Source organism: Streptomyces sp. NPDC059900, assembly GCF_050270335.1.
In the GTDB taxonomy this organism is placed as follows: Bacteria; Actinomycetota; Actinomycetes; order Streptomycetales; family Streptomycetaceae; genus Streptomyces.
Genome location: NZ_JBNNJZ010000231.1, coordinates 1 through 12,438, shown reverse-complemented (window position 1 = coordinate 12,438; position 12,438 = coordinate 1). Strand labels below are relative to the sequence as shown.

Genomic DNA, 12,438 nt, shown 5'->3' with positions numbered 1-12,438 from the left:
GGTCGAGGCCGAGCGACGTGGCGGCCAGCTCACGGTTCTTGCGCACGGAGGCGGGGTCGTCGCCGACCGCGCCGCCGAGATTGAGCTCTTCGTACGGAACGGCGCTCACCCCGCCCCACCGGTCGGTGAAGGCGAAGTGCGCGCCGCTCCGTGTGCTGTGCCCGTTTATCACTTCAGGAAGTCCGGCACGTCCAGCTCTTCGGCCTGGCTGTCCGAGTACGGACGGGCCGGCGGAACCTGCGGCGGGGCCACGGGTGCCGACGGGGTCTCGTTGACCGGCGTCACCTCGACCGGCTCCGGAGCCGACGGCTCCTCGTGCGGCGTGACGCTGCCGAGGCCGCCGTAGGGCGAACGGGACTCGGCGGGACGGCTCGCGGCCGCCGGCTGCTCGTCGCGCTGCTTCGACGCCGGCGTCGAACCGAGGACGGTGTCCCGCTTGGACGGCGGCTGCCCGCCGTCGAAGCCCGCCGCGATGACGGTGACCCGGACCTCGTCGCCCAGGGCGTCGTCGATGACGGCGCCGAAGATGATGTTCGCCTCGGGGTGGGCCGCCTCGCTGACCAGCTGGGCCGCTTCGTTGATCTCGAAGAGGCCGAGGTCGGAGCCGCCGGAGATGGAGAGCAGGACTCCCCGCGCTCCGTCGATGGACGCCTCCAGGAGGGGCGAGGAGATCGCCATCTCCGCGGCGGCCACCGCGCGGTCGTCGCCGCGGGCCGAGCCGATGCCCATGAGGGCCGAACCGGCCTCGGACATGACCGACTTGACGTCGGCGAAGTCGAGGTTGATCAGACCCGGCGTGGTGATGAGGTCGGTGATGCCCTGGACACCGGAGAGCAGGACCTGGTCCGCCGACTTGAAGGCGTCCAGAACGCTGACCTGGCGGTCCGAGATGGACAGCAGCCGGTCGTTGGGGATGACGATGAGGGTGTCGACCTCCTCGCGCAGCTCCGCGATCCCGTCCTCGGCCTGGTTGGCACGACGACGGCCCTCGAAGGTGAACGGGCGGGTGACGACGCCGATGGTCAGGGCGCCCAGGGAGCGGGCGATGTTGGCGACGACAGGTGCGCCGCCGGTGCCGGTGCCGCCGCCTTCGCCGGCGGTGACGAAGACCATGTCGGCCCCCTTGAGGACCTCCTCGATCTCCTCGCGGTGGTCCTCGGCCGCCTTGCGGCCGACTGCCGGGTTGGCTCCGGCGCCGAGGCCGCGGGTGAGTTCACGGCCGACGTCGAGCTTGACGTCGGCGTCGCTCATCAACAGGGCTTGCGCGTCGGTGTTGATGGCAATGAACTCGACGCCCTTGAGACCGACCTCGATCATCCGGTTGATGGCATTGACACCACCGCCGCCGACACCGATGACTTTGATGACTGCGAGGTAGTTCTGCGGTGCTGCCACGTCGAAGGCCTCTCGCCTCGAGTTACGTGTCGCCGCCTCGCGGTCAAGCGCCGCGACGACTGATGCCGAATGGGACGGTCCGAACGCCGACCCGAACCCTAACGCTGAAGTTTAGGGTTACCAGTGTGTCTGTTCCTTGGACTCTTCCGAACAGGACACTAAGTCGACAAGTGGCGCACGTTCAACGAACACGCCGAACCTCCCGTTTTTCTTTTCACCCTATGTGATCAGCCGTAGCGCTGCCGAACCAGGGTGCTGGCCTGCGACGATATGCGTCAACTCGCCGATGATGCAGGGGCGGTGGGGACACTCACATCGAAGTGCCGCGCCTTGGGGGCGGCTTTCATCAGGGCGGTGAGTGTGCTTGCCTTCGTCCGACCCATCTCGCTGCTGCCCCACGCTACGGTGCGTCCGCCGCTCAACTCCAGCGAGATCGAGTCGTATGAACGGACTTTGACGACCCGGGTATCGCGGGCCACGGCGGCCGGAAGCGCACCCGCGACGCTCACCGACTCGCGCCGCAGGCGGTGCGAGTCGAAACGGCGCAGACTCGACGCCGCGTTCTCCTGGTCCGGCGTCAATTCCAGGAGCGGAACACCCTTCGGCGCCTGTCCGACCGTGGCGAATCGCACGCCCTTGGCGTCCACTTCGACGAACTTTCCGCCCTTTTCGATAAGCAGAACCGGCTTGCGTTCGGTCACCTTGAGACCGATTTCGTGCGGCCAGGAACGCTCGACCTCGACCGAGTCGATGCGCCGCAGCTTCTTGCGCAGCCGGTCCCCGAGAGCGTCGGTGTCGACCGAAATCAGGGGCGCCCCGACCGGGGCCGCCGCCGCTTCGCGCACCTCTTGGGGCGTCAGGATCCGGGTCCCCGAAACCGTCACGCGCTCCACGCGCAGCCACTGCGAGCCGTAGAGCAGCCAGACGCCCCCGGAGCCGAGCAGCACGAGCGCGATCAGCGAGAGGATCAGGGTGCGCGGCCGCGGCATGCGTACGCGGGACCGCAGAAGGCGGGGAGGGCGGGGCGGGCGGGACCCACCAGAAGCAGACTTCTGCCGTTCGGCGGTGGTCGGTCCGGCCACGGTCCCCTGCCTTCTGTGTGCCTATCTGTGCCGCGTCACCCGTTGCGGCGCGACGCGATCGCCTCGTACACCATGCCGACGAGGAGGTCGTCGGCATCCCTGCGGCCGAACTCCGATGCGGCACGGGACATCTCGTACAGCCGGTGCGGGTCGGCGAGCACCGGGAGCACGTTGCCCTGCACCCACTCGGGCGTCAGTTCGGCGTCGTCCACCAGGAGTCCGCCGCCCGCCTTGACCACCGGCTGGGCGTTCAGCCGCTGTTCGCCGTTGCCGATGGGCAGCGGGACGTAAGCGGCCGGCAGCCCGACGGCGGAGAGTTCGGCGACGGTCATCGCGCCCGCGCGGCAGAGCATCATGTCCGCCGCGGCGTACGCGAGGTCCATCCGGTCCACGTACGGTACCGGGATGTAGGGCGGCATACCGGGCATGTTCTCGACGTACGGCATTTCGTTCTTCGGGCCGACCGCGTGCAGGATCTGGATTCCGGCGCGCTGGAGGACCGGAGCGACCTGCTGGACGACCTCGTTGAGGCGCCGCGCGCCCTGCGAACCGCCGGAGACGAGCAGCGTCGGCAGGTTCGGGTCGAGGCCGAAGGCGGCGCGCGCCTCCGGGCGGACCCTGGCCCGGTCGAGCGTGGCGATGGTGTGGCGCAGCGGGATGCCGATGTAGCGGGAGTTGCGCAGCTTGCTGTCCGGTGTGGCGACGGCCACCCCGGCGGCGTACCGCGAACCGATCTTGTTGGCGAGGCCGGGACGCGCGTTGGCCTCGTGCACGACGATCGGCGTGCCGGTCCGCTTGGCCGCGAGGTACCCCGGCAGCGCGACATAGCCGCCGAAGCCGACCACGCAGTCCGCCTTCGTGCGCTCCAGGATCTGCTCGGCCGCCTTGATCGTGCCGCGCAGCCGTCCCGGCACGGTGATCAGCTCGGGGGTGGGCTTGCGCGGCAGCGGTACGGCCGGGATCAGCGCGAGTTCGTAGCCCCGCTCGGGCACGAGCCGGGTCTCGAGTCCGCGCTCCGTGCCCAGGGCCGTGATGCCCACGGTCGGGTCCTGCCTACGCAGGGCGTCCGCGAGGGCGAGCGCGGGCTCGATGTGGCCGGCGGTCCCCCCACCGGCGAGTACGACATGCACCGAAATTCACCGCTCTCCGGACGAACGCGCCTTGACGCGCCGTCTCATCGTGTTCCATCTCACCCGAGGTTGCCGCATGGCCAGGGCCGCCTTTGCCGCCGGGTCCTCCCGCGCGAAGGCGATGAGGAGTCCGATGGCGAACATGGTCGGCAGCAGGGCGGAGCCCCCGTAGGAGAACAGCGGGAGCGGGACACCGGCGATCGGCAGCAGACCGAGCACCGCACCGACGTTGATCACGGCCTGCGCCGTGATCCAGGTGGTCACGCCTCCCGCGGCATACCGTACGAAGGGGTCCTCCGTGCGTCCGGCCACGCGGATACCCGCATAGCCTAGAGCCGCGAACAGAGCGAGCACCGACAGCGTCCCCGCCAGGCCGAGTTCCTCCCCTGTGATGGCGAAGATGAAGTCGGTGTGCGGTTCCGGCAGTTGACCCCATTTTTCCACACTCGCGCCGAGGCCGGAACCGAAGAATCCGCCGGAGGCCAGGGCATAGATCCCGTGCACGGCCTGCCAGCACTGGTCGCCGGGGCCCGGATCGGTGGCGCCGATGCAGGCGAGCCTCGCCATGCGGTTGGGGCTCGTCTTGATGAGGATCACGCCGAGCAGGGCAGCGATGGAGAGCACTCCGGCGAAGAGCCGCGTCGGCGCACCCGCGAGCCAGAGCAGGCCGAAAAGGATCGCCGTGAGAATGATCGCCGTGCCCATGTCGCCGCCCAGCATGATCAGTCCGAGCAGCATGAAGGCGACCGGGACGAGCGGCACCAGCATGTGCTTCCACTGGGCGAGCAGGCGCTTGTCCTGCTTGCGGGCGAGCAGGTCCGCGCCCCACAGGACGAGGGCGAGCTTGGCGAACTCACTTGGCTGGAGCTGGAACGGGCCGCCCAGATAGATCCAGTTCTGGTTTCCGTTGACGCTGCGCCCTATCCCCGGCACCTGCACGAGCACCATCAGGAAGACGGTCACCGCGAGGATGGGATAGGCGAGCGCCCGGTGCAGCTTGATGGGCATCCGCATGGCCACGAACAGCAGGATCGAGCCCAGTACGGCCGCGGTGAACTGCTTGCGGAAGAAGTACGCGGCGGGCAGGTCGAGCTGCAGCGCCTGGATCATGGACGCCGAGTAGACCATCACCAGGCCGAGCACGGTGATCAGCAGGCTGCTGCCGAGGATGAGGTAATAGGCGGTCAGCGGCCGGTCCCAGGCGCGCTTGAGCCGGGTGTGGAACCGCCGCAGCGCGTTCTCGCTCGGCGGGCGCGGCACGCGCGCGGGACGGACCGGTGCGGGCCGCCTGGCGAGGCGCGTGGGCGCGCGTCCGCTACTGCCGGCCATCGAGGCCCCCGTCAAGACACCACGACGCTGCCACGTGCCCTCCTAAGGGTGTGCCGGGCGCCCCCGGACCACAGGGGCCCGCGTCAGGCGCTCGCGCCGAGTTCGCGGACCGCGTCCGCGAACGCGTCACCACGCTTGTTGTAGTTGGTGAACATGTCCATCGAGGCACAGGCCGGGGCCATCAGTACGGTGTCCCCCGGCTCGGCCAGCCGTGCCGCCTGCTCCACCGCCTCGGACATCGCCCCAGTGTCCGTCCGGTCGAGGTCGACGACCGGGACCTCGGGGGCGTGTCGCGCCAGGGCTTCGCGGATCAGCGCGCGGTCGGCGCCGATCAGGACGACACCCCGCAGCCGCTTCGCCGACTTGGTGACGAGCTCGTCGAAGGTGGCGCCCTTGGCGAGGCCGCCCGCGATCCAGACGATGGATTCGTAGGCCGCCAACGAGGCTTCCGCGGCGTGGGTGTTGGTGGCCTTGGAGTCGTCGACGTACGCCACTTCGGCCACGTCGGCGACGTGTTCGATGCGGTGGGCGTCGGGACGGAAGGCGCGCAGACCGTCGCGTACGGCCGTCGCGGGCACTCCGTAGGCGCGCGCGAGAGCGGCCGCGGCCAGGGCGTTGGCGATGTTGTGCGGCGCGGGCGGCTGCACGTCGGAGATCTCGGCGAGCTCCTGCGCCTGCTTCTGGCGGTCCGGCACGAAGGCACGGTCGACCAGAATGCCGTCCACGACGCCCAGTTGCGAGGGCGCGGGCGCATTCAGCGTGAAACCGACGGCGCGGCAGCCCTCTTCGACGTCGGCCTCGCGGACCAGGTCCTCGGTGGCCTTGTCGGCCGTGTTGTAGACGCAGGCGATCTGATTGCCCTCGTAGACGCGGCCCTTGTCGGCGGCGTATGCCTCCATGGAGCCGTGCCAGTCCAGGTGGTCGGGCGCGAGGTTCAGGACGGCCGCGGAGTGGGCGCGCAGCGAGGGCGCCCAGTGCAGCTGGTAGCTGGAGAGCTCGACGGCGAGCACGTCGTACGTGTCGTCGCCGGTGACCACGTCGAGGAGCGAGACCCCGATGTTGCCGACGGCGGCGGTCCGCAGGCCCGCCGCCTCCAGGATCGAGGCCAGCATCCGTACGGTCGTGGTCTTGCCGTTCGTGCCGGTCACCGCGAGCCATGGCGCGGCACCGGGGCCGCGCAGGCGCCAGGCGAGCTCGACGTCGCCCCACACCTCGACGCCGGCTGCCGCGGCGGCCGCGAAGAGCGGCTTGCCGGGCTTCCAGCCGGGCGTGGTGACGACGAGTTCGGTGCCTTCGGGCAGGGTGTCGCCGTCACCGAGGCGGACCGTGACGCCCAGCTTCTCCAGCTCGGCGGCCTGCGTGCGGGAGCGCTCGTCGTCGCCTTCGTTGACGACGGTGACGACGGCTCCGAGGCCGTGCAGCACGCGGGCCGCCGGGATGCCCGAGACGCCGAGCCCCGCGACAGTGACGTTCTTTCCTGCCCAAGTCATTACTTCTTGGCTGCCCATCCTGCGTAGAAGAGGCCGAGTCCGACGATCACGCACATGCCCTGGATGATCCAGAAGCGGACCACCACAAGGACCTCGGACCACCCCTTGAGTTCGAAGTGGTGCTGCAACGGCGCCATGCGGAAGACGCGCTTCCCGGTCAGCCGGAAGGAGCCGACCTGGATGACGACCGACATCGTGATGAGGACGAAGAGGCCGCCGAGCAGGGCGAGGAGCATCTCGGTGCGCGAGCAGATCGCGAGTCCGGCGAGCGCGCCGCCCAGGGCGAGCGAACCGGTGTCACCCATGAAGATCTTGGCGGGCGAGGTGTTCCACCACAGGAAGCCGAAGCAGGCACCCATCAGGGCGGAGGCCACGACAGCCAGGTCGAGTGGGTCTCTGACCTCGAAACACGCCTGTGGGTTGGTCAGCGTGACCGCGTTGGCGCAGGACTCCTGGTACTGCCAGACACCGATGAAGGTGTACGCGCCGAAGACCATCACCGAGGCGCCCGTGGCGAGGCCGTCGAGGCCGTCGGTGAGGTTCACGCCGTTCGACATCGCGAGGATCATGAACAGCGCCCAGACCACGAAGAGCACCGGGCCGATCGACCAGCCGAAGTCCGTGACGAACGACAGCTTGGTGGAGGCCGGGGTCTGGTTGCGGTTGTCCGGCCAGTTCAGCGCGAGCACGGCGAAGCCGATGCCGACGATCAGCTGTCCGGCCATCTTCGCCTTGGCGCGCAGGCCGAGCGAACGCTGCTTGACGATCTTGATGTAGTCGTCGAGGAAGCCGACGAGGCCCATGCCCGCCATCAGGAAGAGCACGAGCAGGCCGGAGAGCGTCGTCTCCGTACCCGTGATGATCTTCGTGAGGAAGTACGCGATGAGCGTCGCCAGGATGAAGGCGATACCACCCATGGTCGGCGTACCGCGCTTGCTGTGGTGCTCGCGCGGGCCGTCGTCCCGGATGAACTGCCCATAGCCCTTGCGGGCAAGGAACTTGATAAGGAGCGGGGTTCCGACCAGGGTCAGGAAGAGCCCGATCACACCCGCGAAGAGGATCTGCCTCATCGGCCGGCGACCTGCCCCTCGGACGACGCGGAGTCATCGAGCAGGGCCGTGGCGACCCGCTCGAGACCGACCGATCTGGAAGCCTTCACCAGCACGACGTCTCCCGGGCGCAGCTCGCTGCGCAGCAGGTCGATCGCCGCCTGTGCGTCGGACACGTGCACCGACTCCTCACCCCACGAACCCTCGTTGTATGCGCCCAGTTGGAGCCAGGACGCTTCCCTGCCCCCGACTGCCACGAGCTTGCTCACGTTCAGCCGGACAGCGAGCCGTCCGACCGCGTCGTGTTCGGCGAGCCCCTCGTCACCGAGCTCGGCCATTTGACCGAGCACCGCCCACGTACGACGTCCCTTGGCCATGGCCGCGAGCGCGCGCAGGGCGGCTCGCATGGACTCGGGGTTCGCGTTGTAGGCGTCGTTGACGACCGTCACGCCGTCCGGGCGCTCGGTGACCTCCATCCGCCAGCGGGACAGCGTGCCCGCCTCGGAGAGCGCGCGGGCGATCTCGTCTGCGGACATGCCCAGCTCATGGGCGACGGCGGCCGCGGCAAGCGCGTTCGACACGTGGTGCTCACCGTACAGCCGCAAGGTCACGTCGCTGCACCCGGAGGGTGTGTGCAGCGTAAAAGCAGGCTGTCCGTTGTCGGCGAGCCGGACATTCTCGGCACGTACGTCGGCGTCGGCGCGCTCTCCGAAGAAGAGGACGCGCGCCTTCGTGCGTGAAGCCATGGCGCGGACGAGCGGGTCGTCGGCGTTGAGGACGGCGGTGCCGTCGGCGGGCAGGCTCTCGACGAGTTCACCCTTCGCCACTGCGATCTGCTCGCGTCCGCCGAACTCGCCGATGTGGGCGGTGCCGACGTTGAGCACGAGGCCGATCTTCGGCGGGGTGAGGCCGGTGAGGTAGCGGATGTGGCCGATGCCGCGGGCGCCCATCTCCAGGACGAGGAACTGCGTCTCGTCGGTGGCGCTGAGGGCGGTGAGCGGCAGGCCGATCTCGTTGTTGAGCGATCCTGGCGTGAAGACCGTGGGCGCCTTGCTCCGCAGGACCTGGGCGAGCAGGTCCTTGGAGCTGGTCTTGCCGACGGAGCCGGTGAGCGCGACGAGGGTCGCGCCGAGCCGCTCCACGACGTGCCGCGCCAGGGCCCCGAGGGCTGCCTGCACGTCGTCGACGACGATGGCGGGTACGCCGACGGGGCGCGAGGCCAGGACGGCGGCGGCGCCTGCTTCGACCACCGCGGACGCGTAGTCGTGGCCGTCGACGCGCTCGCCCGCGAAGGCGACGAAGAGGCTGCCGGGCTCCACTTCTCGGGAGTCCCTGACGACCGGTCCGGTGACCTGGACGGACGGATCCGGTATGTCGTGGGTCTGCCCGCCGACGACGGTGGCGATCTCGGCGAGGGAGAGGGCGATCACAGATTCATCCCTGGGTTTGCTGGATAGCTTCGCGAAGTACCTGGCGGTCGTCGAAGGGACGTACCACCCCGGCGATGTCCTGGCCCTGCTCGTGGCCCTTGCCCGCGACGAGCACCGTGTCGCCCGGCTCGGCCCTGGCGGCGGCGGCGCGGATGGCGGTGGCGCGGTCCTCGAAGACGGCGACGTCGCCGCGTTCGTGGATCGGCACGTCGGCGGCGCCCGCGAGCATCGTGGCGAGGATCGCGAGAGGGTCCTCGCCGCGGGGGTTGTCGGCGGTCAGTACGGCGGTGTCGGCGAGCCGTGCCGCCGCGGCGCCCATCGGCATCCGCTTGGTCTTGTCCCGGTCGCCGCCGCAGCCGAGCACGATGTGCAGCTTGTTCTCGGTGACCTTGCGCAGCGCGCGCAGGACCGATTCGACGGCGTCCGTCTTGTGGGCGTAGTCGACGACGGCGAGGTAGGGCTGGCCCTCGTCGATGCGCTCCAGGCGGCCCGGCACGCCGGGCACCCCCGCGACGCCGTCGGCGGCCTGCTGGGGGTCGATCCCCGCGACGGCGAGCGAGACGATCGCGGCGAGCGTGTTGGCGACGTTGAAGGGACCGGCCAGCGGGGACCGGGCGGTGATCCGCTCCCCCTTCGGGCCGACCGCGACGAACGTCGAGTCGAACGCCATGACCTCGACGTCCTCGGCCCGCCAGTCCGCGTCGGGGTGTCCCTCGGCGGAGAAGGTGGTGACGGGGACCTCGGACTCGGTGATGAGCCTGCGGCCGTACTCGTCGTCGAAGTTGACCACGCCGAGCCGGGAGCGCTGTTTGGTGAACAGCTGCGCCTTGGCCTGGAAGTAGTCCTCCATGTCGGAGTGGAACTCCATGTGCTCCGGGCTGAGGTTGTTGAAGACGGCGACGTCGAAGACGCAGCCGTCCACCCGGCCGAGCACGAGGGCGTGACTGGAGACCTCCATGACGACGGCGTCCACGCCGCGCTCGCGCATCACCGCGAAGAGCGCCTGGAGGTCGGTCGCCTCGGGGGTCGTGCGTTCGGACTTGATCCGCTCGTCGCCGATGCGCATCTCGACCGTGCCGATGAGGCCGGTCGACCGGACGCCCTTGAGACCGCCCTCGACGAGATACGCCGTGGTGGTCTTGCCGGACGTGCCGGTGATGCCGATCTGGAGCAGATCGCGCCCCGGATGGCCGTAGATCGTGGCCGCGAGCTCCCCCATGGAGTCGCGCGGCGCGGGGACGACGAGGACCGGCAGGCCCGTGGCACCGGCGCGTTCGGCGCCCGTCGGGTCGGTGAGGATCGCGGCGGCACCGAGGTCGGCCGCCTGCGCGACGAAGTCGGCGCCGTGCAGCCGGGCGCCGGGCAGCGCGGCGTAGATGTCGCCGGGGCGGACCGCGCGGGAGTCGTGCGTGATGCCGCTGACCTCCCCCGTGCCCGGGGCGGCGACCCCCAGCTGATCGGCGATCGTGGCGAGCGGCGTCGCGGAGACCTGGACCGGCCGCGGCGGTCCCGGATATGTCACGGGAACGCCCTTCTGGGTGGTTTGGGACTGATCAGCGTGTGGCACGGCGGTGAGCGTACCGGGCTCACCGGGCTCAGGGCGAAGCGGGCGGTGTGGCGGGGGCTGGTTCCCCGGCGCCGGAGTGATCGTTGTCACGGGTTTGTCCTGGTAGGGCTCAGGGCCTGCGGGGCTCAGGGTTCGAAGGTGACGGGGAGCCTGGCCGCGCCCTTGCCGGTGGGCGGGACCTGGAGCGTCTTGAGGGCGAACTGCATGACTTCCTTGTAGATGGGGCCGCAGATCTGGCCGCCGAAGTAGCTGCCCTTGGTGGCGTTCTGGATCGCGCAGTAGACGGTGACGCGCGGCTTGTCGGCGGGCGCGAACCCGGCGAACGACGAGGTGTAGCCCTTGTACTTGCCGGTCTCGGGGTCGACCCGGTTGGCCGTACCCGTCTTGCCCGCGATCCGGTAGCCGGGGATGCGGGCCTTGGTGCCCGTGCCCTCTTCGTCGTCGACGACGGACTCGAGCATGTGCGCCACCGTCTTGGCGGTCTTCGCGCTGACCACCCGGGTCTTCTTGGGCTTGGACGCGGGCGTGAAGCGGCCGTCGGGACCCTTTATGCCGCGCACCAGCGAGGGCGCGACGCGGACGCCGTCGTTGGCGATGGTCGAGTAGACGGAGGCCGCCTGCATCGCGTTGATCGAGAAGCCCTGGCCGAACGGGATCGTGTACTGCTGCGAGGTCGACCACTTGTCGGCCTTCGCGAGGATGCCGGACGTCTCGCCGGGGAAGCCGAGTCCGGTCTCCCGGCCGATGCCGAACTTCCGCAGGTACGAGTAGAGCGACTTGTTGGCCTCGCGCTGGGTCTTGCCCAGCTCGCCGGTGGCCAGGATCGTGCCGATGTTGCTGGACTTGGCGAGCACGCCGTTGAGCGTGAGGTGCCAGGTCGGGTGGTCGATGTCGTCCTGGAAGAGCCGGTCGCCGCGGTGCAGCCGGTTGGGGACCGTCACGTGCGTGCCGGGCGTGGCCGCGTTCTCCTCCAGGACGGCGGCCATCGACATGACCTTGGCGGTCGAACCCGGCTCGAAGGCGTCCTGGAGCGAGGCGTTGCCCATGGCCGTGCCGTCGGCCTGGGAGAGGTCGTTCGGGTCGAAGCCCGGTGAGTTCGCCATCGCGAGGATCTCGCCGGTCCTGGTGTCCTGCACTATCACGTAGCCGCGGTCCGCCCGGGACTTCTTCACCTGCTCGGAGATGGCGCTCTGGGCGGCCCACTGGATGTCGCGGTCGATGGTCAGCTCGACGTCCGAGCCGGGCACGGCGGGCGTCTCCGTGCTGCCCGCGGTCGGCACCTGGTGACCGCCCGACTGGGCGTACCTGATCTTGCCGTCCTTGCCCGCGAGCTCCTTGTCGAGCTGCTGCTCCACACCGCCGCCGCCCTTGCCCTCGGCGTTGACCCAGCCCAGTATCCCGGCGCCCAGGGTGTCGTTCGGGTACACGCGCTTGCTGCTGGGGTCCTGGAAGACGCCCGCCAGGACGTTGGCGCTCTTCTTGTCGGTCTGCGCCTTGTCTTCGAGCGCGCCGCGCAGGTCCTTGATCTGCTTCCAGACCTGCGGGGTCTGCCGGCGGGCGAGCAGGACGTAGCGCGTCTTGGGGGTCTTGAGCTGTTCGGTGAGCTTGTCGGCGTCCTTGTCGAGGATCGGGGCGAGGAGCGCGGCGGCCTGCTCGGGCCCGTCCTTGATGCCCATTTCCTTCGGCGTGAACATCGTCGGGTCGGCCGTGATGTCGTACGCGTCCACGCTGGCGGCCAGTTCGACGCCTCTGCGGTCGGTGATGCCGCCGCGCTCGGCGGTCAGGACATGGCTGAAGTAGCGGTTCTTCTCCGCCTTCGTGGTGTAGACGCTCGCGTCGACCGCCTGCACCTGGAGGAGGCGTACGACGAAGGCCAACATCACCAGGGTCAGGCCGAGGCTCACCATGCGCAGGCGGGGCCGCGGGCTGCCGAGCCGGATCGTGCGGGCCTTGGAGGCGGCGGGGC

The 12,438-nt window shown here is 69.8% G+C and carries 10 protein-coding genes; all 10 read right to left on the bottom strand.

What is annotated here, in order from left to right; all coding sequences use genetic code 11:
- On the bottom strand, positions 1-172 hold a 172-nt coding region (locus ACQKIP_RS26050), incomplete at its 3' end, for a laccase domain-containing protein (protein ID WP_427744236.1).
- Positions 169-1,395, bottom strand: coding sequence for a cell division protein FtsZ (gene ftsZ / locus ACQKIP_RS26045; protein ID WP_365852815.1), 1,227 nt, complete (start codon positions 1,393-1,395; stop codon positions 169-171). The genes ftsZ and ACQKIP_RS26050, both read right to left, overlap by 4 nt.
- A gap of 275 nt (positions 1,396-1,670) precedes the next feature.
- Positions 1,671-2,477, bottom strand: coding sequence for a cell division protein FtsQ/DivIB (locus ACQKIP_RS26040; protein WP_365852813.1), 807 nt, complete (start codon positions 2,475-2,477; stop codon positions 1,671-1,673).
- Between the two features lie 35 nt (positions 2,478-2,512).
- Complete coding sequence (gene murG / locus ACQKIP_RS26035) at positions 2,513-3,607, bottom strand: undecaprenyldiphospho-muramoylpentapeptide beta-N-acetylglucosaminyltransferase (RefSeq protein ID WP_361188817.1); 1,095 nt, start codon at positions 3,605-3,607, stop codon at positions 2,513-2,515.
- Positions 3,608-3,613: 6 nt separating this feature from the next.
- On the bottom strand, positions 3,614-4,936 hold the full coding sequence (gene ftsW, locus ACQKIP_RS26030; RefSeq protein ID WP_365852811.1) for a putative lipid II flippase FtsW: 1,323 nt from the start codon (positions 4,934-4,936) through the stop codon (positions 3,614-3,616).
- Positions 4,937-5,019: 83 nt separating this feature from the next.
- The gene (gene murD / locus ACQKIP_RS26025; RefSeq protein ID WP_427744231.1) at positions 5,020-6,426 is read right to left on the bottom strand and encodes a UDP-N-acetylmuramoyl-L-alanine--D-glutamate ligase; all 1,407 of its coding nucleotides are present in this window, start codon (positions 6,424-6,426) and stop codon (positions 5,020-5,022) included.
- Positions 6,426-7,496 (bottom strand): phospho-N-acetylmuramoyl-pentapeptide-transferase, encoded by a 1,071-nt coding sequence (mraY, locus tag ACQKIP_RS26020; RefSeq protein WP_361188825.1) that lies wholly within the window; start codon positions 7,494-7,496, stop codon positions 6,426-6,428. The genes murD and mraY overlap by 1 nt, the downstream gene beginning before the upstream one ends.
- Positions 7,493-8,905, bottom strand: a complete 1,413-nt coding sequence (locus ACQKIP_RS26015) for a UDP-N-acetylmuramoyl-tripeptide--D-alanyl-D-alanine ligase (protein ID WP_365852807.1) — start codon at positions 8,903-8,905, stop codon at positions 7,493-7,495. Before ACQKIP_RS26015 ends, mraY begins: the two co-directional genes overlap by 4 nt.
- 4 nt (positions 8,906-8,909) lie before the next feature.
- The gene (locus tag ACQKIP_RS26010; RefSeq protein WP_365852805.1) at positions 8,910-10,562 is read right to left on the bottom strand and encodes a UDP-N-acetylmuramoyl-L-alanyl-D-glutamate--2,6-diaminopimelate ligase; all 1,653 of its coding nucleotides are present in this window, start codon (positions 10,560-10,562) and stop codon (positions 8,910-8,912) included.
- Positions 10,563-10,597: 35 nt separating this feature from the next.
- The gene (locus ACQKIP_RS26005) at positions 10,598-12,412 is read right to left on the bottom strand and encodes a peptidoglycan D,D-transpeptidase FtsI family protein (protein ID WP_427744234.1); all 1,815 of its coding nucleotides are present in this window, start codon (positions 12,410-12,412) and stop codon (positions 10,598-10,600) included.
- Positions 12,413-12,438: the final 26 nt, after the last annotated feature.

Bases quoted from the DNA above. Each gene is read 5' to 3' on its own strand.
- mraY (WP_361188825.1), bottom strand. From the start codon at position 7,496: ATGAGGCAGATCCTCTTCGCGGGTGTGATCGGGCTCTTCCTGACCCTG.
- ftsW (WP_365852811.1), bottom strand. From the start codon at position 4,936: ATGGCCGGCAGTAGCGGACGCGCGCCCACGCGCCTCGCCAGGCGGCCC.
- murD (WP_427744231.1), bottom strand. From the start codon at position 6,426: ATGACTTGGGCAGGAAAGAACGTCACTGTCGCGGGGCTCGGCGTCTCG.